Here is a 22,967-nt window from a genome sequence, read left to right on the forward strand (position 1 = left end):
CGAGCGCGGGCCACAGCGCGCGCCACGCGGTGTCCAGCGTCCTTGGCGCCGGCGCGACCTTCTTCCCCGCGACGCGCCACGGCTGCTCCACGAGGGCGACGGTGAAGCCCCGTGCGGGCAGGACCGAGGCGAGTGCGGCCAGGTCGCGCGCCTCGACGCCGCCTCCGGCGCCGTGCCCGAGGGCCAGGACGAGCCGGGGCTCGGGGGCGCTGTGCCAGGTGATGCGCGCGGGCCCGGCGGGGGTGTCGAGGGTGGTGCGGACGATGCGGGCGACGGTACGGCTGGTCATGGGGCCCATGGTGCCTCGCCGGCGCCGGGACGGACGCGCGCGAGGCACCGCCGGCGGCCGGTTCCGCCCCGCGCCGGACCGCGCCCCGGGTGGGCCGGTCCCGTGAGCGCGACGCCTCAGAAGAGCGTGCGCTCCTCGGGCGCCTGCTCCTCGACCAGCTCGGGCCCGTTGTTGCGCACGTCGGAGACGGCCGGTGCCACCGGGTGGGCGCGCATCAGCCCGGCGGGCGGCGGGTCCAGCAGCGGCCGCAGCGCGTCGACGTCCGTGCGGGAGGGGTCGAGCCAGGCCTCCCACCGGTCGGGGGTGAGCATGAGCGGCATCCGGGGGTGGATGTCGTGGAGCGAGCGGGGGCCCTCGGCCGGGGCGGCGGCCAGCGGCTCCTTCTCGGCCTCGGTGGTGATCACCGTGCAGGTGACCCACCAGGCGCGCGGGTGGTCGCCGGGCAGCGTCTTGTCGCGCCAGAACTCGTACAGCCCGGCGAGTGCCATGACGGAGCCGTCGGCCGGGGAGACGAAGTAGGGCTGCTTGCGGGGGCGCTTGCGGTTCCCCTTCTCCTCGAGCCTGCGCTCGTCGACGCCCGTCATCCACTCGTAGTAGCCGTCGGCGGGCAGGATGCACCGCCGCGCGCTGAACGGCTTGCGGTACGACGTCTTCTCGTGGACGGTCTCGGCCCGTGCGTTGATCATGCGCGCGCCGCCGTCGGGCGTCTTCGACCAGGAGGGGACGAGTCCCCACTTCAGGTTCCGCAGCTGGCGCACGGCACCGGCTCCCGGGTCGTCCTTGGGCACGCGCGCGAGGATCGCGGGGACCTGCTTGGTCGGCGCCACGTTCCAGTCGGGCGCGAACGTCTCCTCCGGGTCCCACCGCTCCACGCCGAAGGCGGTCACCAGGTCCTCCGGCGCCCTGCTCGCCGCATACCGGCCGCACATTCCGCTCCACCACCCCTCAAGGCCGCTGCCGCAACGCTAGGTCATCGCCGGGGCGCGCGTCCAAGGCCCCGCCTCCGGCGCTCTCAGAGGGCTTTGGCACACTGCCACCCCACACCACCGCCCGGACAGGAGCGCGCCATGGACGATCTCTGGGACCGGATCTTCGGGACCCAGCCGGGCCCCGACATGTGGCTGGTGGTCGCGGCGGGCGTGCTGGCGCTGGTGTGCGTGGCGCCGCACCGGCTGTGGCGCGTGACCCGCAACGCCGTGACGATCGCGCACGAGGGCGGCCACGGCCTGACGGCGCTCGTCATGGGGCGCAAGCTCGACGGGATCCGGCTGCACTCCGACACGTCGGGACTGACCGTGAGCCGGGGCAGACCCACGGGCCTCGGCATGATCCTCACCGCAGCTGCCGGCTACACGGCGCCTCCGCTGCTCGGCCTCGGCGGCGCCTGGCTGCTGGCCGCCCACCACATCACGCTGCTGCTGTGGTCCGCGACGGTGCTGTTGGTCGCGATGCTGGTGATGATCCGCAACGCGTACGGCGTGCTGACCGTCCTCGTCTCCGGGGCGGCCTTCGTGCTGGTGTCGTGGCTCACGGGTCCGGCCGTGCAGGCCGCCTTCTCGTACACGGTGGTCTGGTTCCTGCTGCTGGGCGGCGTGCGCCCGGCCTTCGAGCTGCAGGCCAAGCGGCGCGCGGGCGGCGCGGGCGACTCGGACGCGGACCAGCTGGCGCGGCTGACCGGGGTCGGCGCGGGCCTGTGGTTCTTCCTCTTCCACGTGGTGTCCCTGTGCTGCCTGATCGGCGGCGGCCGCTGGCTGCTCGGGCTGTGACGGCGGGCCGAGCGGGCGGGTGGAGGCAGGGAGCGTGCAGGCGCGCGTGAGGGGCGGTGAGCCCGCGCGGGGCGGGGATCCGTTCCCCGGCGGCCGGCACCGGGCCGCGCGCAGGACCGGCGCCGGAGGGGGCCGCTCCGAGTGCCGGACGGCGTACGCGGAGTGAAGTCGCCCAGGGCGCGCACGCCGGGGCGCGTCGACGGGAGCGCGACCGGCCCGCGCCGCGCGTTACCACGGCCGGATTACGCCCCTGTTTCGGCGCTTTTGGCAGGAATCACCGCACGGGTCCAGCCATTAAAGTGATGGCCATGACCGACAGTTCCGTGCAGCCCGCCCTCTGGCCCGCCCCCCATGCGACGGGGCCCGTCGAAGCGACGGTCACCGTGCCCGGGTCCAAGTCGGTCACCAACCGCGCGCTGGTGCTCGCCGCCCTGGCCGCCGAGCCGGGCTGGCTGCGCCGGCCGCTGCGCTCGCGCGACACCCTGCTGATGGCCGACGCGCTGCGGGCCATGGGCGTGGGCATCGAGGAGACCGTGTCCTCCCTGTCGCAGCCCTCGCGGGGCATGGGCGACACCGGGGAGGCCGTCACCACCGGCGAGGCGTGGCGGGTCATCCCCGCGGGCCTGCACGGCCCGGCGGACGTCACCGTGGGAAACGCGGGCACGGTCATGCGCTTCCTCCCGCCGGTCGCGGCCCTCGCGGACGGCCCGGTGAGCTTCGACGGCGATCCCCGCTCCCACGAACGCCCTCTCGGCGTGGTCATCCGGGCGCTGCGCACGCTGGGCGCCCGCGTCGACGACCACGGCCGCGGCGCGCTGCCGCTGACCGTGTACGGCCGCGGCGCGCTGGACGGCGGCCGGGTGGAGATCGACGCCTCGGCCTCCTCCCAGTTCGTCTCCGCGCTGCTGCTGTCCGCGCCGCGCTTCAACCAGGGCGTGGAGGTGCGGCACGTCGGCCGGACGCTGCCGTCGATGCCGCACATCCGGATGACGGTGGACATGCTGCGCGCGGCCGGCGCGCGCGTCGACGAACCGGAGACCGGCGGCGAGCCGGACGTGTGGCGGGTGCGCAGCGGCGCGCTCCTCGGCCGGGACCTGACGATCGAGCCCGACCTCTCGAACGCGCAGCCGTTCCTGGCGGCCGCGCTGATCACCGGCGGCCGGGTGACCGTGCCGGACTGGCCGACGCGGACCACGCAGCCCGGCGACGCCCTGCGCTCGCTCTTCACCCGGATGGGCGGTTCGTGCGGCATCGTGTCCACCGCCGAGGGCACCGCGCTCACCTTCGCGGGCTCGGGCCGCGTGCACGGCATCGACGCGGACCTGAGCGAGGTCGGCGAGCTGACCCCGGGCATCGCGGCGGTGGCGGCGCTCGCGGACTCGCCGTCCACGCTGCGCGGGGTGGCGCACCTGCGGCTGCACGAGACGGACCGGCTGGCCGCGCTGACCAAGGAGATCAACGAGCTGGGCGGCGACGTGACGGAGACGCCCGACGGCCTCGTCATCCGGCCGCGCCCGCTGCACGGCGGGGTCTTCCACACCTACGACGACCACCGCATGGCCACGGCCGGCGCGGTCCTCGGGCTCGCGGTCCCGGGCGTCGAGATCGAGAACGTGGCGACGACGGCGAAGACGCTGCCGGACTTCCCGCGGATGTGGACGGACATGCTGGAGGGCCACGGCGCGGTGGCGGGGGTCTGACGCGATGCGCCGCTACGGCAAGAACCCCGACGAGGACGACATCCGCCACCGCCCGAACCCGAAGGGCAGCAGGCCGCGCACGAACATCAGGCCGAAGCACGAGGACGCCTCCGAGGGCATGGTGCTCACCGTGGACCGCGGCCGGCTGACCTGCCTCGTCGGGGACCGGGCCGTGACCGCGATGAAGGCCCGCGAGCTGGGCCGCAAGGCAGCGGTCGTGGGCGACCGGGTGAGCCTCGTCGGCGACCTGTCCGGCGCGAAGGACACCCTCGCGCGCATCGTCCGCATCGAGCCGCGCACGTCCGTACTGCGGCGCACCGCGGACGACGACGACCCCTACGAACGCGTGATCGTGGCCAACGCAGACCAGCTGGCGATCGTCACCGCGCTCGCCGACCCCGAGCCGCGTCCCCGGCTGATCGACCGGGCTCTCGTCGCCGCGTACGACGGCGGTCTCGAACCGCTGCTCGTCCTGACGAAGTCGGACCTCGCCTCGCCCGAGCCGCTGCTGGAGACGTACCGCCCGCTGGGGGTGCGCTACGTCGTCACGCGCCACGACGAGCTGGCCGGCGGCGCGGACGCCGAGCGCGTGCGGGCGCTGCTCGAAGGCCGCACGACGGCGTTCGTCGGGCACTCGGGCGTCGGCAAGACGACGCTGGTCAACTCCCTGGTCGCGGACGACAGGCAGCGGATCACCGGCCTGGTCAACGCGGTGACCGGCCGCGGCCGGCACACCACTGTCTCCGCGCTCGCGCTGCCGCTGGCGAAGGCGGAGGGCTGGGTCGTGGACACCCCGGGCATCCGGTCGTTCGGGCTGGCGCACATCGACCCGTCGCGGGTGATCCTCGCCTTCCCCGACCTGGTGCCGGGCACGGAGAACTGCCCCCGCGCCTGCAGCCACGACGAGCCGGACTGCGCGCTCGACGCGTGGGTGGCCGAGGGGCACGCCGATCCGACCAGGCTGGTCTCGCTGCGCAGGCTGCTCGCGACCCGCGAGCGCCACGAGGGCGACTGACGGCCGCACACGCTCCCGCCGGCCGCACAGGCCCCCGGCCGCGCGTACTCCTGACGGCCGGTCACGGGCGGTCCTCCTCGGCGGGGCCGCCGCGGGTCGCGGGAAAAGTTTGCCTTTACCCGGACCTGGTAAGTGCATAATCGCACCAAGCGAGACGAAGCAGTCAGCGATCCGGGAGGCTATCGACAATGGCGTGGCTGCTGGTCGTGGTCGCCGGACTGCTGGAGACGGGCTTCGCCGTCTGCCTGAAGCTGTCGCACGGATTCACCCGGTTGTGGCCGACGATCGCCTTCGCGAGCTTCGCCCTCGGCAGCTTCGGACTGCTGACCCTGGCGCTGAAGAAGCTGGACGTCGGGCCGGCGTACGCGGTGTGGACGGGCATCGGCGCGGCCGGCACGACGATCTACGGGATGGTCTTCCTCGGGGACGTCGTCTCCACGCTGAAGCTGGTGTCGATCACCCTCGTCATCATCGGCGTGATCGGACTCCAGCTGTCGGGCTCGGCGCACTGACGCGGACCGGGTGCCCGCCGGGCCCCCGGTACTGTGACGGGCATGTCCGACTACCACGATGACCTCCGCCTGGCCCATGTCCTCGCAGACGCCGCCGACGCCGTGACGATGGAGCGCTTCAAGGCCCTCGACCTGAAGGTCGAGACGAAACCGGACATGACCCCGGTCAGCGAGGCGGACAAGGCCGCCGAGGAGCTGATCCGAGGCAACCTCCAGCGCGCCCGCCCGCGCGACGCGGTCCTCGGCGAGGAGTTCGGCGTGCGGGGAACGGGCCCGCGCCGCTGGGTCGTCGACCCGATCGACGGCACGAAGAACTACGTGCGCGGCGTGCCCGTCTGGGCGACGCTCATCTCGCTGATGGTCGCGGGCGAGGGCGGTTACGAACCGGTCGTCGGCGTGGTGTCGGCGCCCGCGCTGGGCCGCCGCTGGTGGGCGGAGCGCGGCGGCGGCGCCCACACAGGACGCAGCCTGTCGTCCGCCACCCGGCTGCGGGTGTCGGACGTCTCCGGCCTCGGCGACGCGTCGTTCGCGTACTCCTCGCTCAGCGGCTGGGAGGAGCGGGGCCGGCTGGAGGGCTTCCTGAACCTGACCCGGGCGTGCTGGCGCACCCGCGGCTACGGCGACTTCTGGCAGTACATGATGGTCGCGGAGGGCGCGGTGGACATGTGCGCCGAACCCGAGCTGTCGCTCTGGGACATGGCGGCTCCGTCGATCGTCGTCCAGGAGGCGGGCGGCCGGTTCACCGGGCTCGACGGCCGCGACGGTCCGCACAGCGGGAACGCGGCGGCGTCCAACGGGACGCTGCACCAGACCCTGCTCGACTACCTCGACGAGCGCTACTGAGACGTCCGTCCGGGCGGGGCCGGGCCGCCTGCCGCGGCCCGCGCCCCCGCACGCGGGGAGGCCGGGCCCCGTCGGGGTCCGGCCTCCCTGGCACCGGCGTCGCCGGCCGTGCGTGGTGATCAGGCGCGGCGGGCCTGCACCGCGGCCTCCAGCCGCTTGCCGAAGTCGCCGTCGGCCCGGCGGAAGTTGTCGATCGCGCGCTCGGCGATGTCGTCGCGCGACACCTTCGCGATGAACTGCGCCAGGTTGTCGACGAGGCGCTCCTTCTCGTCCTGCGTCATCTTCCGGTAGAGGTCGCCGGCCTGCACGAAGTCGTTGTCCTCGGCGTGCGAGGGCGCCTCGTGGTGGCCGGTGGCCCCGCTGACCTGCGTGGGCTGCCACAGCGGGCGGTCGGTCTGGAACGGGCCGCCGAAGCTGTTGGGCTCGTAGTTCTTGCCGCCCTTGTGGCGGCCGTCGTACAGGTAGCCGTCCCGGCTGTTCGTCCGCGCCTCCGTGGCGTGCGGGCGGTTGACCGGCAGGTGGTCGGCGTTGATGCCGACGCGGTAGCGGTGGGCGTCGCCGTAGGCGAACAGGCGGCCCTGGAGCATCTTGTCCGGGGACGGGCCGATGCCGGGCACGAAGTGCGCCGGGCTGAAGATCGACTGCTCGACCTCGGCGAAGATGTTCTCCGGGTTGCGGTTGAGTTCGAGCTTGCCGATCTCGATCGGCGGGTAGTCGGCGTGCGGCCAGACCTTGGTCAGGTCGAACGGGTTGAAGCGGTACGTCGCGGCCTCGGCCGCCGGCATGATCTGCACCTGCACGGTCCAGGACGGGAACTCGCCGCGCTCGATGGACTCGCGCAGATCGCGCTGGTGGCTGTCGGGGTCGACGCCGGAGAGGCGGTTGGCCTCGTCCGTGGTGAGGTTCTTGATCCCCTGGTCGGTCTTGAAGTGGTACTTGACCCAGAAGACCTCGCCGGCCTCGTTGTTCCACTGGTAGGTGTGCGAGCCGTAGCCGTTCATGTGGCGGAGCGTCGCGGGGATGCCGCGGTCGCCGAACAGCCAGGTCACCTGGTGCGTGGACTCGGGCGACAGGCCCCAGAAGTCCCAGACGTTGTCCGCCTCCTGGGAGCCCGTGTACGGGTCGCGCTTCTGGGTGTGGATGAAGTCGGGGAACTTGATGGCGTCCTTGATGAAGAACACCGGGGTGTTGTTGCCGACGAGGTCGTAGTTGCCGTCCTCGGTGTAGAACTTCAGCGCGAAGCCGCGGGGGTCGCGCACCGCGTCCGCCGAGCCGAGGTTGCCCGCGACGGTGGAGAAGCGCAGGAACGTCTCCGTCTGCTTGCCCACCTCGGACAGGAACCTCGCGCGGGTCCACTGCGAGACGTCACGGGTCAGCGTGAAGGTGCCGTACGCGCCGGCGCCGCGGGCGTGGACGATCCGCTCCGGGATGCGCTCGCGGTTGAAGTGGGCCAGCTTCTCCAGCAGGGCCTGGTCCTGGATGAGCATCGGACCGCCGGCGCCCGCTGTCTCGCTGTTCTGGTTGTCGGCGACCGGCGCACCGGCCTCTGTGGTCAGCGGTCCCTGCGTCACGTACGCCTCCTGGGAAGTTCTGGACCTCGGCTCTTGCCGAACCTGATCCTACAATGGACATTGTCCAAGTCAAGTGACCATCCAAAGTCGTACCGACCCTCAAACACGTGTCCCCCCACTGTTAGGCTGGGATCATGAGCGACCTTCTGGAACGCCTGCGCGAACGCGGCTGGCGCATGACCGCCCAGCGCCGCGTGGTGGCCGAGGTCCTCGACGGCGAGCACATCCATCTGACCGCCGACGAGGTGCACGCGCGCGCCGTCGACAGGCTGCCCGAGATCTCCCGGGCGACGGTGTACAACACGCTGGGCGAGATGGTCTCCCTCGGCGAGGTGACGGAGCTCGCGACCGACCACCGCGCCAAGCGCTACGACCCGAACGCCCACCGCCCCCACCAGCACCTGGTGTGCGCGCGCTGCGGCACCATCCGCGACGTCCACACCTCGGGCGACCCGCTGAACCAGCTGCCCGCGGAGGAGCGCTTCGGGTTCACGGTCTCCGGCGCCGAGATCACCTACCGGGGCCTGTGCCCCGACTGCGCCGCCGCTGCCTGAGTTCGGCGGGGGCCCCTCGCCCACCGGCGGCAGGCGCCCCCGCGGGCAGGCCGCCCCGCTCCCCGGCCCGTGCCGTGATCGGCGGCAGGCGCCGAACCCGGCCGCACACGCGGAACGCCGGCGCCCTCACGGACCCGACCGGGCATGCCGAAGGCCCGGATCTCCAGGAGATCCGGGCCTTCGGTTCAAGTAGCGGGGACAGGATTTGAACCTGCGACCTCTGGGTTATGAGCCCAGCGAGCTACCGAGCTGCTCCACCCCGCGTCGGTGAACTGAACATTACGTCACCGCCACCGGATGGGCAAATCCCTTTCGGGGCGCCTCCGTCGGCCTCCCGTCGAAGGCGCGCGCGGGGACCGCTCAGGCCGTCAGCTCCTGGTGGAGGGCGTCCAGCAGCTTCGCCGCCCGCTCGGCGACCTCGGCGGGGCCGAGCTCCACCGCGCGGGCGCACCAGCGCTCGCCCTCGGCGAGTTCGCCGCCGCGCGCCGCGAGCAGGGCGAGCCGCAGCGCGGCCCGGCCGTGCCCGGCCTGCGCGGCGCGCGTCCACCACAGCACCGCCTCCGCCTCGCTGCCCTCGCGCACGAGCAGCAGGCCCAGGTTGAAGGCCCCGCTGCGGCTGCCCGCCTCGGCGGACTCCCGGTACCAGCGGGCCGCGCCCTCGACGTCGCCGCGCCGGGCCGCGAGCATGCCCGCGCGGACCTGGGCCCGTACGTGCCCGTGCTCGGCGGCCCGCTCGTACCACAGCTCGCACTCGGTCTTCTCGGTGTTGACCTGCGCCTCGCCGAGCGCGGGCGGCGAGGCCGGGGGCCTGCGCGCGTCCAGCAGCATGGCCAGGCGGTACGCGGCCTCCACGCTGCCGCCGCCGGCGGCGCAGCGCAGGTGGCGCTCCGCGGTGCGCTCGTCGCCGTCGCGCAGGCAGGCGATCGCGACCTGGAGGGCCGCCTCGGTGTGGCCCGCGGAGGCGGCCCGCTCGTACCACCGCAGCGCCGCGGCGTCGTCGTCGCGGCCGGCGAAGAGGATGCCCAGGTTGAACGCGGCGTCGACGCTGCCCGCCTCGGCCGCCTTGGAGAACCAGGGCTCCGCGCCCGCCGCGTCGCCCGCCTGCAGGAGCAGCACGGCGAGCGCGTTGGCGGCCTCGCGGTGGCCCGCGTAGGCGGCGCGCCGGTACCACTGCTCGGCCTGCGCGGCGCGGTCCTGGGCCGCGCACAGCAGCGCGAGGTTGTACGCGCCGTTCACGTCGCCCGCGTCCATGGCCGTGCGGTACCAGCGCTCCGCGGACTGCTGCTCGCCCCGGGCCGCGTGCAGCGCGCCGAGGGCGTTGGCCGCGGTCCCGTCGCCGTCCTGGGCGGCGCGCAGCCACCACACGGCGGCGGACTCCGTGTCGCCGGCGTCGCGCAGCAGGAACGCCAGGGCGCTCGCGGCCTTCGCCTCGCCGTCCTTGGCGGAGCTGAGGTACCAGCGCCCGGCCTCCTTGAGCTCGCCGCGCCGCTCCAGGATCGCGCCGAGGTGCAGCGCGGCACGCCGGTGGCCGCGGGCGGCGGCCTGCCGGTACCAGTGCACGGCGTCCTCGATCAGCGCCGGTCCCGCGGGGTCGGCGGCCGGCCGGGCGCGCTCCCTGGCCCGCCGTTCCAGCGTGAGGGCCAGGCGGTACGACGCCTCGCGGTGGCCGTGCTCCGCGGCGGCCCGCAGCCAGCGCTCCGCGCCGACGTCGCTGCGGTGTTCGAGGAGGTCCGCGAGGGCGTACGCGCCCGACGCGTGCCCCTGCTCGGCGGACTGCCGCAGCCAGTACTCGGCCGCGGGCTCGTCGCCGCGCTCGCGGAAGTGCTTGCCGAGGGCGTGCGCGGCGGCCGCGGAGCCCGCGACGGCGGCGATGCGCCACCAGCCCGCGGCCTCCTCGGTGTAGCCGCGCTGGTGGAGCAGGACACCCAGGTTGTTGGCGGCGGCGCGGTCGCCCGCGGACGTGGCGGATCGCAGGTGGGGCTCGGCGCCTTCGAGGTCGCCACGGCGCAGCAGGAGTGCGCCGAGCGCGCTCGCTGCCGCCGTGTCACCCGCTTCTGCCGCGGCGCGGTGGCGGGCTTCCGCCTCGGCCTCGGTCTGCTCGGCCTGGTCCATGACCTCCGTGGGCTCCATGGGTGCGGCCGACTCCGGGAGGACGGCCGAGCCGAGCGTACCGACGCCGGACCCGACATCGGTACGCCTCTGCGCAAACCGCCCTGTCTCCAACAGAGTTGTCCTATCCCCCATAAAACTCATCGTCGCATTACCTGCTACCCGCTCACACCCGGTATATCGCGGCCAGCAAGGTCACTTCAGCGTTTTGTCGACATGCCCACAGAGTGATAAGTCAAACACGGTAGGAGCCGTTCCGCACGGACCGCGGCAGAGTTGGCACAAACACGTGCCGAGGGCCCGGAAGATCCTCTCGGATCTTCCGGGCCCTCGGACTTCAGTAGCGGGGACAGGATTTGAACCTGCGACCTCTGGGTTATGAGCCCAGCGAGCTACCGAGCTGCTCCACCCCGCGCCGTTGTGTGATCAACAATAGCACGGTACGGGGGCGCGGCCGCTCCGCCCGGGCACGCTCCGCCCCCGGAGGAAGGGCCCCCGCCGCCGTCGCGCCCGGCGGCGGGGGCCGCGCTCAGCCGGAGCCGCCGCCGCCCGGCTTCGCCACGCCGCCGCCGGAACTCGGCGTCGCCGCGCTCGCTCCGGCGGCCTCCGCGCGCTTCAGCGCGTCCTGCAGGTCCTTCTGCGCCTTGCCGTACGCCTGCCAGTCCGGCGTCGGCCCCTTGAGCGCGTCCTGGCCCTCGTCGTACGCCTTCTGCGCGTCCTGGACGGCCTGCTGGAGCGCCTGGCCGTCGCCGGTGGGCGGCTTCGTCCGCCCCGGTGGCCTCGTGGAGGACGGCGGTTCGGCCGCCGTCGTGCCGAACACCGCGTCGAGCGCGCCCGAGAGGGAGTCCGCGAAGACCGGTTTGCCGCCCGCGTACGAGGCGGCCACCTTCTTCAGCAGCGGGTAGTTCTGGCTGCCGCCCCGGGTGTAGACCGGCTCGACGTACAGGAAGCCGCCGTCGAGCGGGACGGTCAGCATGTTGCCGTACTCGATGTCGGAGTCCGTGCCCTTGAGGTTGCGCACGAAGTCGGCGACGTCCTCGCCGCCGTTGAGCTCGCTCTGCATCTGCTGCGGCCCCTGCACGTTGTTGCCGGTGACCCGCAGGACCCGGATCGTGCCGTAGTCGGGGCTCGTCGCGTCCGCGTCTACGGCCATGAAGGCGCCCAGGTTCGGGCGACCGCTCGGCGTGAACGTCGTCGTCAGCGAGAACGCCTGCTGCTTCTGGCCGGGCATCTTCAGGCTCAGGTAGTACGGCGGAACTGCCGTGCCCGCGCGGGTCGTCGGGTCGTCCGGCACCTGCCAGGCGTCGCTGCCGCTGTAGAACTGCGCGGCATCGGTGACGTGGTAGCGGGTCAGCAGCTCCCGCTGCACCTTGAACAGGTCCTGCGGGTAGCGCATGTGCGCCTCGAGGTCGGCCGGGATGTCCTTCTTCGCCTTCACCGTCCCCGGGAACGCCTTCATCCAGGTGCGCAGGACCGGGTCCTTGGTGTCCCACTGGTAGAGCGTGACCTTGCCGGTGTACGCGTCGACCGTGGCCTTCACCGAGTTGCGGATGTAGTTGACCTGGTTCTGCTGGGCCACGACCGAGCGGGAGTCGCTGGTCAGCGAGTCGGTCGTGGTGTCCCCGAGCGTGGTGCGCGAGGAGTACGGGTAGGCGTCGGTCGTCGTGTAGGCGTCCACGATCCACTGGATGCGCCCGTCGACCTCGGCCGGATACGCGTCGCCGTCCAGCGTGAGCCAGGGAGCGACGGCCTCCACCCGCTCCTTGGGCGTGCGGTTGTAGAGGATCCGCGAACCCTTGCCGATGGCGCCGGAGTAGAGCATCTGCGGCTCGCTGAGGGCCACCGCGTACGCGGCCCGGTTGAGCGGGCTGGACAGCGAGACGCCGCTGCCGCCCTTGTACCGGGTGGTCTTCTCGCCGTTCGACTCGTAGTCCAGCTCCTTCTGCGGGCCCCCCACGATCGAGTACTGCGTGGTCTTCTCGCCGTAGTAGATCCGCTGCTCGTAGGGGCCGAGGTCACCGGTGGTGGGCAGCCCGGCCTCGGTGAAGGCGGGCGAGCCGATCGTGCCCTGCTTGGGATCGGTGACCGTGCCGGTGCCCTTGGCCGTGACCATGCCGAAGCCGTGGGTGTAGGTGAAGTGGTCGTTGATCCAGTTGTGCTTCTGGATTCCGGCGATGTTCAGCTCGCGCAGGCCGACGACGGTGTCCTGGAGCTTGCCCGTCGAGGGGTCCTTGTAGCGGTCGACGTTGAGCGTCGCCGGGAACTGGTAGTACTTGCGCGGCTGCTGGACCTGCTGGAACGCGGGGGAGACCACGTTCGGGTCGACGAGCCGGTAACTCGCCGCGGCGTCCGCCGCCTTGCGCTGGCCGGCCTTCGAACCGGCGCCGCCGGTACCCGAGTAGTCCGAGACCTTCGCCGAGCCGATGCCGTACGCGGCACGCGTGGCGTCGATGTTCTTCTTGATGTACGGCGCCTCCTTCGCCTGCTCGTTCGGCTGGACCGTGAACTTCTGCACGATCGCCGGGTACAGGCCGCCGATGAGGATCGCGGAGAGGACCATCAGGCCGAAGCCGATGACGGGCAGCTGCCAGGTGCGGCGCCACAGGGTGGCGAAGAACAGCACCGCGCAGATCACCGCGATGCAGAACAGGATGGTCTTCGCCGGGAGGTAGGCGTTGGCGTCGACGTAGCGCAGGCCCGTCCAGTTGCCGGTCGCCTTCAGGTCGCTCGACTTCACCGCGAGGCCGTAGCGGTCCAGCCAGTACGCGACCGCCTTCAGCGACACGAACAGGCCGATCAGCACGGACAGGTGGCCGGTGGCGGCCGCGGTGGCGCGCGCGCCCGGGCTGGTCACGCGCAGCCCGCCGTACAGGTAGTGCGTGAGGGCGGCGGCGACCACCGACAGGACGGTGGCGGCGAAGCCGAAGCCGAGCAGGAAGCGGTACCACGGCAGGTCGAACGCGTAGAACGACACGTCCAGGTGGAACTGCGGGTCCTTCGTGCCGAACGGCACGCCGTCGACCCACAGGAGCCAGGTGCGCCACTCGCCGGAGGCGGCGGCGCCCGCGATCAGCCCGACGAGGGCGGTGATCGCGGCCAGGACCCACTTCTTGTACGGCGCGACGCTCATGCGGTAGCGGTCGAGGCTCTGCTGCTCCGTCGACATCGCGCTCAGCGGCGGCCGCAGCCGGTGCGCGAGCCAGATGTTGAAGCCGACGGCCGCCGCCATGATCGCGCCGAAGACGGCGAACAGGCCGAGCTTCGTCCACAGCGTGGTGGTGAACACGGAGGCGTAGTCGACCGAGCGGTACCAGAGCCAGTCGGTCCAGAAGCCCGAGAACATCACGAACGCCATGGCGAGGACCGCCAGCACCCCCAGGGCCAGCAGCAGGGCGCGCACACGCGACGGCCCCCCAGCCCTCGTCCGTGGCCCGGTCGGGCCTCCGCCGCGGTCCGGCATCTGGAAAGCCAACGTGCGCACCTCGAGAAATATCCGGGGACAGACCCCCCGGGGGACCGGGGGAAAGGTCATGGTTCGGTCAGCTGGGACGTACTGGTTTCGCCACCCGCGGGGACGTGCTCGTCGGGCCAGGCGATCGTAGGACCCCTCCATGCAACTTACGGAGGCTTTACCCAGTTCCCGTCCTGGGCCCCGGAAGGGGCAGGATGTTGGTCATGTCGAACGTTTCCCCCTCAGGGACCCCGATGGCCGCGAACCCGCTCACGCGGGCCGTGCTCGAGATCGACGAGTACGCGGCGGGCCTCGGCTGGGACCAGCCCGCCCGTCTCTTCGCGCTCGTGGACAGTGAGCGCATGCGCGCGGACGAACCCGAGCTCGCCGGCCAGCTGGGTCTCGACAGCGACGAGGACGTCGCTCCCCTCACCCCCGTCGAGCAGGACGAGATCCCTGCCGGCACCGCCCTCGACGAATTCCTCGCCACCATCGCGTGGCCCGACGCGGTCGCGGGCTGCGCGCTCACCGTGGAGCGGCTGATGCTGCCCCCGTCCGCCGAGGCCGCGCTGCCCGAAGGCCTCGACGAGGCAGCGCTCGCCGACTGGGTCGCGCGCCACCCGGACCGCCAGGAGGTGCGCATGACGGTGGCCGTGCTGCGCGACGGCAGCCGGGAGTCGGCGCTGCGGCTGCGCGAGAAGGACTCGGCCTCGGAGGTGCTCACCGGCTCGGGCCTCGTGCCGGGCCTCGCGGAGGCGCTGTCGGCGACCTTCGCGTCGTAGGCCGGGGGACGCGGGTCCCCGCCCGGGCCCGCGGGCCCGGGCCGCGCGGGCCGCACGGTCAGCCTGCCGAGCAGCTCGGCAGGCCGGCCGTGTCACCGGTGCGGATCTTGTCCACCGAGGCCTTGGCGTCGGTGATGTTCTTGACCTTCACGAGCGTGAGGCCGCTCGGGGTGTCCTTCGCCGCGGCGGCGCAGTTGTCCGCCGGGGTGAGGAAGTAGCGGGCCCCGGCGGACCGGGCTCCCACGAGCTTCATGGCGATGCCGCCGATCGGGCCGACGGTCCCGTTGTCGTCGATGGTGCCGGTGCCTGCGACGAACCGGCCGCCCGTGAGCGAGCCGGGCGTGAGCTTGTCGACCAGACCGAGCGAGAACATCAGGCCGGCGCTGGGGCCGCCCACGTCCGCCAGCTTGATGTCCATGCTGAACGGGAACGTGTGGTCGGTCCCGGCCGCGATGCCGACGATCGCGCGCGTCTTGCCCTCGTCGTGCGACCGGGCCGTCTTCACGACGACCTGCCGGCTGCCCTTGGGCTCCTTGTCCGCCTTCTTCGCCGCGGCGGCGTCCTCCGCCGGCACGATCGTGAAGGTGACGCTCTGCCCCGGCTCGTGCTTCGTGACGAGCTGCGCCACCTGGTCCTGCTTGGTGACCTTCGTGCCGTCGACGGCGAGGATCAGGTCGCCCGCGTGCAGCTTGCCCTCGGCGGGGCTGTCCTTGAGGACGCTGGCCACGTTCACGTGCGAGGCGACCGGGATGTGCAGCACCTTGAGCGCGGCGACCTTGGCGCTCTCCTGGGACTGGCTGAACTCCTCGGCGTTCTCCTGCGTCGACTGCTGCTCGGTCTGCCCCTGCGGGTAGAGCGTGTCGTGCGGGACGACGACCTCGTCGTGCGCGAGCCAGCCGTAGACCGCCTCGGCCACGTTCAGGTGGGTGTCGGCGCTCGTCACGCGGACGGTGACCATGTTCAGGTGGCCCGACGTCGGGTACGTCTTGTGCCCCGAGATCTGCAGGACCGGCTTGCCGCCCGGGCTGGAGAGGGTGTTCGTCGTCGGACCCGGGCTCATCTCGGAGTACGGGACCTTCGTCAGGACGCCGACGCAGAGCAGCGCGATCAGGACGAGGGTGGACGCGAGCATCGTCACGGTACGGCGTGGCATGGAACGACAGTACGGGAAACGCCTGTGAGCGCCGCGTCCGGGCGGCGGCTACTCGGCGGGGTCGCGCTCCATGGCGTTGCGGAAGCGGGCGTAGCCGTTGAGCTCGGCCATGTCGCCCACGGTGTGGCTCCTCGAAACCCAGCTTCCCCATATCGCCGCGCCTATCGCCGCGACGACGGGGATGAGCAACCAGGTGAGCACGGCCATCGCGATCTCCCGTCCCAGTCAGCAGATTTGATCTACAGATTTACTGTCTGCAAGACCTAACGCTGCTGGGGGTGGACAGGTTACGCAAATCGGACAGACGGGCGGGCACGGGCCCCGGGCCGTGCGGCCGGGCGCCTCCGCCGCCCTCGGGACGACTGCCCCGAACGGGCTACGGCAGCGGCGCGCGCGCCCGGCGCGTGGACGGGGCCGGGGCCGGGGACGAACGCGGCCCCGGGGCTAGGCCCCGGCGCCCACCCACTCCTCGGTGCCGTCGCTGAAGTTCTGGTGCTTCCAGATGGGGACCTCGTGCTTGAGGTCGTCGATGAACCTCCGGCACGCGGCGAACGCCTCCGCGCGGTGCGGGCACGACACCGCGACGATCACCGCGAGGTCGCCGACGGCCAGGTCGCCCACGCGGTGGACGGCCGCGAGGCCGCGGACGGGGAAGTCGGCCGCCACCTTCTCGGCGACGCGCCGCAGCTCCGCCTGAGCGGTCGGGTGGCCGGTATAGCCCAGGGCGTCCACGTCCGCGCCGCCGTCGTGGTCGCGCACGGTGCCCACGAACAGGGCCGTCCCGCCCGCGGCGGGGTCGCCCACCGCGGCGAACACCTCGTCGAGGCTCAGCGGGGTGTCGCGGATCGCCAGCAGCCGGATCGGGTCGTCGCCCGCCCGCTCGCCCGGATGGTCCGTTCGGTCCTGTGAGGTCGCCATGACGTCCATCGTGCCGTAAGGAGGCGCGACGCGTCATCGGTGGCGCCCGGGGACGGCGCCCCGGACGTGCCGGCCGGCGCGCGAGGACCCGCCCGCTGCGGGCCCCCGTTCCGGCCGCTCCGCCGTTCCGCCGCTCCGTCCTTCCGCCTCAGAGCCTGCGCCGCGCCTTGCGGACCCTGCGGACCACCGCGGCCGTGCCGAGCAGCGCCACGGTCGCGCCCGCGGCTCCCGCCGCGGTCGCGTCCTTGCGGCCGAGGCGGCGCCCCGCGACGGTGTGGCGCCCCTGGACCTCGTCGAGGAGCGCGGCGAGCACCCGCTCGTTCGTCCAGCCGGGCCGCCAGCCCGCGTCGTGCAGCGCGCCGACGCTGACCACCCAGGGGTACATCGTGTAGGCGAGGTCGCCGGCCGGGGACGGCGTCAGCCCGATGCGGTGCAGCCTGGCGGCGGCGCCGAGGGCCACCGCGGACGGCAGCTCCATGCGCCGGATGCCGCTGAGCTCCTCGACCTGCTCCTGTTCGAGCCAGCCGTCGCAGCCGACGGCGAACTCGCCCTCGACCCGGCCGAGCGCCGCGTACTCCAGCGCGCCGACCAGGTCCTCGACGTGGCAGAACTGCCAGGTCGGCCGGGAGCCCGCGACGACGAGGAGCCGCGGCGACTCGAAGTAGCGGGTCAGCGCGGTGTCCGTGCCGCCGACCAGCATGGCGGGCCGCACGACGGTGACGTTCAGGCCGGGGTGGGCGCGCGGCGCGCGGCGGCCGAGCCGTTCGATCTCCAGGAGGTCGCCGACGGCGGTCGCCTCGGCGGTGGCGCGCAGCTCGGCGTCCTCGGACAGCGGGATGTCGTTGTCGGGCAGCGCGCCGTAGACCATGGCGGAGGTGCACAGCACGACGCGGTGCACGCCCGCGGCCGCCGCGGCGGTCAGTACGGTCTGCGTCCCGCGCACGTTGTAGGCGGTGCGCGCGGCGGGGTCGCTCTCCAGGTCGAGATCGAGTGCGAGGTGGACGACCACGTCGACGTCCTCGCCGCGCAGCCGCTCGGCGATGGCCGGGTCGCGGACGTCGAGGACGTGCCAGGTGGCGTCCTCGGCCCCGCCGCGCCGCTCGTCGATGGCGACGACCCGCTTGATCTCGCCGGAGGCGGCGAGCCTGCGGGCCAGCAGGTCGCCGACCCCGGTCGCGGCGCCGGTGACGGCGACGACGGGGCCGCGGGACCTGCTCGGGGTTGCGGGGTTTCGCGTAGCGCGAACCTGCGGTTCTGGGGAACTCACCGGGCGTCTCCAGCGGTTGTCTTCAGTACGTCCGTTAATGACGCGTACGTACCAGGTGACGTTCATCCTGCCGCAGACCTTCAGGAGGTGTGCGTTCGGCCCGGAAGCCGTCCGGAAGCCGAATCCGGGCGCCGGGGCGTTTGAACGGCGTCCCGTGGGAAGGCGCCACTGACGCCGTGCCCCGGGAGCGCGGTGAAGCATAGGCTGGATGGTGCAGGGCAGCCGCCGCCGGCAGGAGCCGGTGGCCTTACGAGCCGAGGAAACCCGTGAGTGACACCCCATTCGGATTCGGCCTTCCGCCGGAGGAGCCGGAGGACGGCGACGGCAAGAAGAAGGACCCTGCCGAGGGCGGCGGTCAGGGTTCGGGCGGCCAGGGCAACCCGGGCAACCCCTTCGGTTTCGGCGGCTTCGGGCTGCCGGGCGGGGGCGGTGGCGGCGGGGACAACCCGTTCGCGGCGATGTTCGGGTCCCTGAACCCGAACGACCTGGGGGCGGCCTTCCAGCAGCTCGGGCAGATGCTGAGCTTCGAGGGCGGCCCGGTGAACTGGGACATGGCCAAGCAGATCGCCCGCCAGACCGTCGCGCAGGGCACCCAGGACGGCACGAAGGACGCCAGCGTGAGTGCGGGCGAGCGGGCCGCGGTGGGCGAGGCCGTGCGCCTCGCGGACCTCTGGCTGGACGGCGTGACGTCGCTGCCCTCGGGCGCGAACACCGCCGTGGCCTGGAGCCGCGCCGAGTGGGTCGAGGCGACGCTGCCCGCGTGGCAGCAGCTGGTCGACCCGGTCGCCGAGCGGGTCGGCGCGGCCATGGGCGACGTGCTGCCGCCCGAGATGCAGAACGTGGCGGGTCCGCTGATCGGCGTGATGCGCTCCATGGGCGGCGCCATGTTCGGGCAGCAGCTGGGCCAGGCCGTCGGCGTGCTGGCGGGCGAGGTCGTCGGCTCCACCGACATCGGGCTGCCGCTGGGGCCGGCGGGCAAGGCGGCGCTGCTGCCGCTGAACATCGAGGCCTTCGGCAAGGACCTCGGCCTCCCGCAGGACGAGGTCCGGCTGTACCTGGCGCTGCGCGAGGCCGCGCACCAGCGCCTCTTCACGCACGTGCCGTGGCTGCGCTCGCACATCTTCGGCGCCGTAGAGGGCTACGCGCGCGGCATCAAGGTCGACACGTCGAAGCTGGAGGACGTCGTCGGGCAGTTCGACCCGACGCACCCCGAGGAGCTGCAGGAAGCGCTCCAGCAGGGCATGTTCCAGCCGGAGGACACCCCCGAGCAGAAGGCGGCCCTGGCCCGGCTGGAGACGGCGCTCGCCCTCGTCGAGGGCTGGGTGGACGCGGTGGTCCACGAGGCCGCGAAGTCCCGGCTGACCGGTGCCGGCGCACTGCGCGAGACGCTGCGCAGGCGGCGCGCCTCGGGCGGCCCCGCCGAACAGACGTTCGCCACGCTGATCGGCCTGCAGCTGCGGCCGCGCCGCCTGCGCGACGCCTCCCGGCTGTGGGCCTCGCTCACGGACGCGCGCGGCATGGACGGCCGCGACGCGCTGTGGGAGCACCCGGACATGCTGCCGACGGCGTCCGACCTGGACGACCCGGACGGCTTCGTGCACCGCGAGCAGATCGACTTCTCCGAGCTCGACAAGATGCTCGGTGAGGCGGCGGGCGGCGGCCAGGGCAAGGCCTCTCCGTCCGGCGGCGGCAGCACGGCGCCCGGCACGGAGCGCGCCGGGGACGGCGAGGCCCCCGAGGACGGGACGTCCGAGGAGACGGACGGCGGCGGCGAGGGCCGCAAGGGCGACGAGGGCAAGGGCGACAGCGACAAGTGAGCCTGTACGACGACGCCGTCCTCGTGCTGAAGGCGTACGGGGACGGCGCCCGCCGCCCGGACGCTTCCGCACCGGCGGCGGGCGAGCCGGCCGGCCCGGAGCAGAGCGCGCTGCGCGACGACTACCTCGCCCACCTGGCGGCCCGTCCCGACGGCCTGTGGAAGGCCTGCGGTGCCGGCCACCTCACGGCGAGCGCGCTCGTCGTCGACCCCTCGGCGGGCCGGGTGCTGCTCACCCTGCACCGCAAGCTGAACATGTGGCTCCAGATGGGCGGGCACTGCGAGCCCGGCGACGCGTCCCTGGAGGCCGCCGCGCTGCGCGAGGCCGCCGAGGAGTCGGGCGTCGAGGGGCTGACCCTGCTGCCCGGCGGCCCGGTCCGGCTGGACCGGCACCCGATCCCCCCGCCCTGCCGGCAGCACTTCGACGTGCAGTACGCGGCGCTCGCTCCGGCGGGCGCCGTCGCGGCGATCAGCGAGGAGTCGATCGACCTGCGCTGGTTCGCGTACGGCGAGGTGGCCGGGGTGGCGGACACGTCGGTGGTGAGGCTGCTCGACGCGACACGGGCCCGCCTCGCCGCGTAGCCGGGCGCCCGGGTCCGCCGCCCCGGGGACGCGCCGGCGGGTGACCGAACGCGGGGCGGGGCCCGTGGTCAGCCACGGGCACCGCCCCTTCGCACGTGCGCGACGCGCCCCGCGGTCAGCTCCAGGCGTTGCCGCGGTTCTGGCCGTGCGCGCCCTGCTGGCCCAGACCGAACTGGGCCGCGATGCCGTCGCCGATCTCCGCGGCCTGCGGCGGCAGCACCTCACTCGGCTGCACGAGGGCGAAGCCCTGGCCGAGGAAGCTCAGCTCCCAGCCCTCGCCGGTGCTGCCGCGCCGCCGCCGCACCGGCGACGAGTAGGTCTGCGCCTGCATCTGCACCCGCAGCGAGGACGACCAGGCGACGATCGCGTCCGCGTCGGCGCTCACGTACTTGTCGGGCGTGACCCGCATCATCAGCGGGCGGCCCGACGTCATCAGCGCCACCTTGCCGGTTCCCGTGATCAGCAGCTGGTACTTGCCGGTGCCCGAGATGCCGTACTGGCTGTCGACGGCGATGACCTCGTGGTGGAGCGTCGAGTCCAGCGCCAGCACGTACGCGCTGTCGACCGTCAGGCCGTCGCGGTCGACGTCCACGACGTGGACGTGCTGCGCGAGGTTGGCCAGGTAGACGGTCCCCTGCCCGGACACGCGCATCAGGTCGAGGCCCTCGCCCGTGCGCGACCTGCGGGAGCGCTGCCCGGAGCTGCGGTACTCCCCGTCGAACTCCATCAGCCCCTGGTAGGCGACCATGGCGCCCTTGCGGGCGAGCACGTCGTCCTGGCCGGTGAGCGCGACGCGCAGCAACTGCTCGTTCTGGAGCGCGTAACGCCCCTGCGTCTGCTGTTCCGTATAGGCGAAAAGCGGACTCTGCATGGTGGTGACCCTCCCCCTCAGCCGCGGATGCGCAGGCGGTCGGTGCTGTCCTCGCTGGGCTGCACCACGACGAGCCCCTGGCCGGAGAACGCCATCTGGTACGCCTCGCCGCTGCCGCGCCCTATCAACGCGCCCGCCTTGAAGCTTCGCTTGCCCTTGACCTTCAGGTTCGGCGACCAGGCCACGAGCGCGTCGGGGTCGACGTACGTCTCGTCCTCCCCGCGTCCGCAGTCGACCACCACCGGCGTGCCGCGCGAGGTCAGCGCGACCCACCCGGTGCCGGAGATCGCCACGTTCCACAGGCCCTGGCCGGTGAACTTGGCGAGTCCCTTGACCCGTTCCACGCCCCACTGCAGATGGGCGTCGAAAGCCAGGACGTTGGTGCCGTTGACGGAGATCGCGTCGTTGTCGAGGTTGATCACGACGACGTGGGCGCCGTAGTCCGCCAGGTAGAGCAGACCGTCGCCGCTGCACTTCATGATCGGGGCGCCCTCGCCGGTGACCCAGTGCTCGGCGATGTGCCGCACGGACGGCGGGTTGGGTTCGTACTGGATGAAGCCCTCGTACGCGACCATCGAGCCGGTGCGCGCGTAGAGGTCCTGCCCGGTCGCCATGGCGACCTTGAGCATGGTGTGCCCGTGGTTCTCCATGCGGGCCGCGATCGGAGTCGGGGCGTAGCCCGCGAGCTGCTGTTCCATCATGCCGGGCTCCCTCAGACCTCGTACGGCTGGACGACGATGAAGTTCCCCGGCGCACCGCGGAACTGGAGGTTCACGGTCTCCCCGCTGTGCCCCGGGTAGGCGTTGCGGCGCAGCCTGACCTGGCTGGACAGGATGACCTGGGACGCGGCCGACCAGGCCACCACGGCGTTGCAGTCGGCGAACGTGGTCGGCGTGACGGGCAGGACGACGGGGGTGCCGTGCGTCTTGACGACGACGGTGCCGGTGCCCTGGAAGAGCATCGTGAACAGGGCGCCGCCCGGGATGCCGTGCCCCTCGATCCTGCGTACCTCGTACTGGAGGGACTCGTCGAAGGCGAGCACGTTCTCGGCGGAGACGCAGATGCCGTCGCCCTGCAACTCGATCGGGTGCAGGTGCGCGTTGTTGTCGGCGAGGAAGACCTGCCCGCGCCCGGTGCAGCGCATGAGCTGCATCTCCTGGCCGGTCGCGTTGCCCACGACCCGGCCGGCGAACCCGGCGCCCTTGTAGCCGAAGTCGACCTTGCCCTGGTACATGACCATGCTGCCCTGGCGTGCGAGCACGGGGGCGCCGCCGGCCATCGTCAGGTCGACGCGCACGAGGTGGCCGTTCTGCGACGTCCAGCGCTGCCCGGTCGGGGTCTCCTTGTACAGGTTGAGCGCGGCATTGAGCCCCGCGCCGCCGGGGGGCGGGCCGGGCGGGACGAACCCCTGGACCCCGCCGGGCGGGGCCCCGAAGCCCGCGCCGCCGGGCGCCTGTTGGGCGAAGGGGTTGCCCATGGGGGCCGGCGGCGCGCCGAACGGCGCCTGCGCCGGGGCGCCCTGGCCGTACGGCGCTCCCGCGGGCGCGGGTGCCGCCGGCGGCGGGGTGGGCGCGCCGAACCCGCCGGGCGGCGGGGGCGGGGGTGGCGGCGGCGGCGCGTACGGTGCCTGCCCGGGCACCTGGCCGTAGCCGGGCGGCGGGGTGTCCAGGGGCGCCACGAGGGTGGGTGCGGCATACACGGGCGGGGCCTGCGGGGCGGGCGGCGGGGCCTGGCCCGGCTCGGGCGCAGGCGGGGCCTGGGGTGCCTG

20 protein-coding genes, 2 tRNA genes and 1 pseudogene are annotated in these 22,967 nt (G+C 73.1%); 9 read left to right on the forward strand and 14 right to left on the reverse strand.

Annotated elements, in window-relative coordinates; translation table 11 throughout:
* Both L1885_RS06905 and L1885_RS06910 read right to left on the reverse strand, forming a co-directional pair.
* Window positions 1-289: pseudogene (locus L1885_RS06905) on the reverse strand (hydrolase); the annotation flags it as partial.
* A gap of 116 nt (window positions 290-405) precedes the next feature.
* On the reverse strand, window positions 406-1,218 hold the full coding sequence (locus L1885_RS06910; RefSeq protein ID WP_235796093.1) for an SOS response-associated peptidase: 813 nt from the start codon (window positions 1,216-1,218) through the stop codon (window positions 406-408).
* Between the two features lie 138 nt (window positions 1,219-1,356).
* Between L1885_RS06910 and L1885_RS06915 the strand changes: the two genes are divergently transcribed.
* The 5 genes from L1885_RS06915 to hisN all read left to right on the forward strand — a co-directional run bounded on the left by L1885_RS06915 (window position 1,357) and on the right by hisN (window position 6,125).
* Window positions 1,357-2,055, forward strand: coding sequence for a M50 family metallopeptidase (locus tag L1885_RS06915; RefSeq protein ID WP_235796094.1), 699 nt, complete (start codon window positions 1,357-1,359; stop codon window positions 2,053-2,055).
* A gap of 308 nt (window positions 2,056-2,363) precedes the next feature.
* The gene (aroA, locus tag L1885_RS06920; RefSeq protein ID WP_235796095.1) at window positions 2,364-3,755 is read left to right on the forward strand and encodes a 3-phosphoshikimate 1-carboxyvinyltransferase; all 1,392 of its coding nucleotides are present in this window, start codon (window positions 2,364-2,366) and stop codon (window positions 3,753-3,755) included.
* Between the two features lie 4 nt (window positions 3,756-3,759).
* Entirely contained in the window at window positions 3,760-4,770 is a 1,011-nt protein-coding gene (gene rsgA / locus L1885_RS06925) for a ribosome small subunit-dependent GTPase A (RefSeq protein WP_235796096.1), read from the forward strand.
* Between the two features lie 188 nt (window positions 4,771-4,958).
* Window positions 4,959-5,282 carry a DMT family transporter gene (locus L1885_RS06930; protein WP_235796097.1) on the forward strand — a complete coding sequence of 108 codons (324 nt, stop codon included), beginning with the start codon at window positions 4,959-4,961 and terminating at the stop codon, window positions 5,280-5,282.
* A 42-nt stretch (window positions 5,283-5,324) separates the two neighbouring features.
* Window positions 5,325-6,125 carry a histidinol-phosphatase gene (hisN, locus tag L1885_RS06935; RefSeq protein WP_235796098.1) on the forward strand — a complete coding sequence of 267 codons (801 nt, stop codon included), beginning with the start codon at window positions 5,325-5,327 and terminating at the stop codon, window positions 6,123-6,125.
* A gap of 119 nt (window positions 6,126-6,244) precedes the next feature.
* On the opposite strand, the gene L1885_RS06940 is transcribed toward hisN, so the two are convergent.
* Window positions 6,245-7,696: a catalase gene (locus L1885_RS06940; RefSeq protein ID WP_235796099.1), complete on the reverse strand. Its 1,452-nt coding sequence runs from the start codon at window positions 7,694-7,696 to the stop codon at window positions 6,245-6,247.
* A 134-nt stretch (window positions 7,697-7,830) separates the two neighbouring features.
* Between L1885_RS06940 and L1885_RS06945 the strand changes: the two genes are divergently transcribed.
* The gene (locus L1885_RS06945; RefSeq protein WP_235796100.1) at window positions 7,831-8,250 is read left to right on the forward strand and encodes a Fur family transcriptional regulator; all 420 of its coding nucleotides are present in this window, start codon (window positions 7,831-7,833) and stop codon (window positions 8,248-8,250) included.
* 190 nt (window positions 8,251-8,440) lie between these two features.
* Here L1885_RS06945 and L1885_RS06950 read toward each other — a convergent pair.
* From L1885_RS06950 to L1885_RS06965, 4 genes are all read right to left on the reverse strand, one after another.
* A tRNA-Met gene (locus L1885_RS06950) sits at window positions 8,441-8,514 on the reverse strand.
* A 96-nt stretch (window positions 8,515-8,610) separates the two neighbouring features.
* Window positions 8,611-10,380: a tetratricopeptide repeat protein gene (locus L1885_RS06955; RefSeq protein WP_372481877.1), complete on the reverse strand. Its 1,770-nt coding sequence runs from the start codon at window positions 10,378-10,380 to the stop codon at window positions 8,611-8,613.
* Between the two features lie 320 nt (window positions 10,381-10,700).
* Window positions 10,701-10,774: transfer RNA gene (locus L1885_RS06960), tRNA-Met, on the reverse strand.
* 114 nt (window positions 10,775-10,888) lie between these two features.
* Window positions 10,889-13,819 (reverse strand): UPF0182 family membrane protein, encoded by a 2,931-nt coding sequence (locus L1885_RS06965; protein WP_235796110.1) that lies wholly within the window; start codon window positions 13,817-13,819, stop codon window positions 10,889-10,891.
* 215 nt (window positions 13,820-14,034) lie between these two features.
* Here L1885_RS06965 and L1885_RS06970 point away from each other — a divergent pair, with 215 nt between their 5' ends.
* A complete protein-coding gene (locus L1885_RS06970) occupies window positions 14,035-14,592 on the forward strand; it encodes a PPA1309 family protein (protein WP_235796102.1) in 558 nt (185 codons plus the stop codon).
* 58 nt (window positions 14,593-14,650) lie between these two features.
* Here L1885_RS06970 and L1885_RS06975 read toward each other — a convergent pair whose 3' ends face one another.
* From L1885_RS06975 to L1885_RS06990, 4 genes are all read right to left on the reverse strand, one after another.
* The gene (locus tag L1885_RS06975; RefSeq protein ID WP_235796103.1) at window positions 14,651-15,745 is read right to left on the reverse strand and encodes a YlbL family protein; all 1,095 of its coding nucleotides are present in this window, start codon (window positions 15,743-15,745) and stop codon (window positions 14,651-14,653) included.
* Window positions 15,746-15,793: 48 nt separating this feature from the next.
* Complete coding sequence (locus L1885_RS06980; RefSeq protein ID WP_235796112.1) at window positions 15,794-15,946, reverse strand: hypothetical protein; 153 nt, start codon at window positions 15,944-15,946, stop codon at window positions 15,794-15,796.
* Window positions 15,947-16,189: 243 nt separating this feature from the next.
* Window positions 16,190-16,663, reverse strand: a complete 474-nt coding sequence (locus L1885_RS06985; RefSeq protein WP_372481878.1) for a molybdenum cofactor biosynthesis protein MoaE — start codon at window positions 16,661-16,663, stop codon at window positions 16,190-16,192.
* A 148-nt stretch (window positions 16,664-16,811) separates the two neighbouring features.
* A complete protein-coding gene (locus tag L1885_RS06990; protein WP_235796105.1) occupies window positions 16,812-17,930 on the reverse strand; it encodes an SDR family oxidoreductase in 1,119 nt (372 codons plus the stop codon).
* A gap of 266 nt (window positions 17,931-18,196) precedes the next feature.
* Here L1885_RS06990 and L1885_RS06995 point away from each other — a divergent pair, with 266 nt between their 5' ends.
* Together L1885_RS06995 and L1885_RS07000 are read left to right on the forward strand one after the other, a co-directional pair.
* Window positions 18,197-19,747, forward strand: a complete 1,551-nt coding sequence (locus L1885_RS06995; protein WP_235796106.1) for a zinc-dependent metalloprotease — start codon at window positions 18,197-18,199, stop codon at window positions 19,745-19,747.
* Window positions 19,744-20,328 carry an NUDIX hydrolase gene (locus L1885_RS07000; protein ID WP_235796107.1) on the forward strand — a complete coding sequence of 195 codons (585 nt, stop codon included), beginning with the start codon at window positions 19,744-19,746 and terminating at the stop codon, window positions 20,326-20,328. The genes L1885_RS06995 and L1885_RS07000 overlap by 4 nt, the downstream gene beginning before the upstream one ends.
* Before the next feature lie 115 nt (window positions 20,329-20,443).
* Here L1885_RS07000 and L1885_RS07005 read toward each other — a convergent pair whose 3' ends face one another.
* From L1885_RS07005 to L1885_RS07015, 3 genes are all read right to left on the reverse strand, one after another.
* Window positions 20,444-21,199: an AIM24 family protein gene (locus L1885_RS07005; protein ID WP_235796108.1), complete on the reverse strand. Its 756-nt coding sequence runs from the start codon at window positions 21,197-21,199 to the stop codon at window positions 20,444-20,446.
* Between the two features lie 17 nt (window positions 21,200-21,216).
* Window positions 21,217-21,897: an AIM24 family protein gene (locus L1885_RS07010; protein WP_235796111.1), complete on the reverse strand. Its 681-nt coding sequence runs from the start codon at window positions 21,895-21,897 to the stop codon at window positions 21,217-21,219.
* A 14-nt stretch (window positions 21,898-21,911) separates the two neighbouring features.
* Window positions 21,912-22,967 (reverse strand): AIM24 family protein (locus L1885_RS07015; RefSeq protein WP_235796109.1); only part of this gene is annotated, 1,056 nt, incomplete at its 5' end.

Origin of the sequence: Streptomyces fuscigenes, assembly GCF_021556455.1 — a bacterium.
In the GTDB taxonomy this organism is placed as follows: Bacteria; Actinomycetota; Actinomycetes; order Streptomycetales; family Streptomycetaceae; genus Streptomyces; species Streptomyces fuscigenes.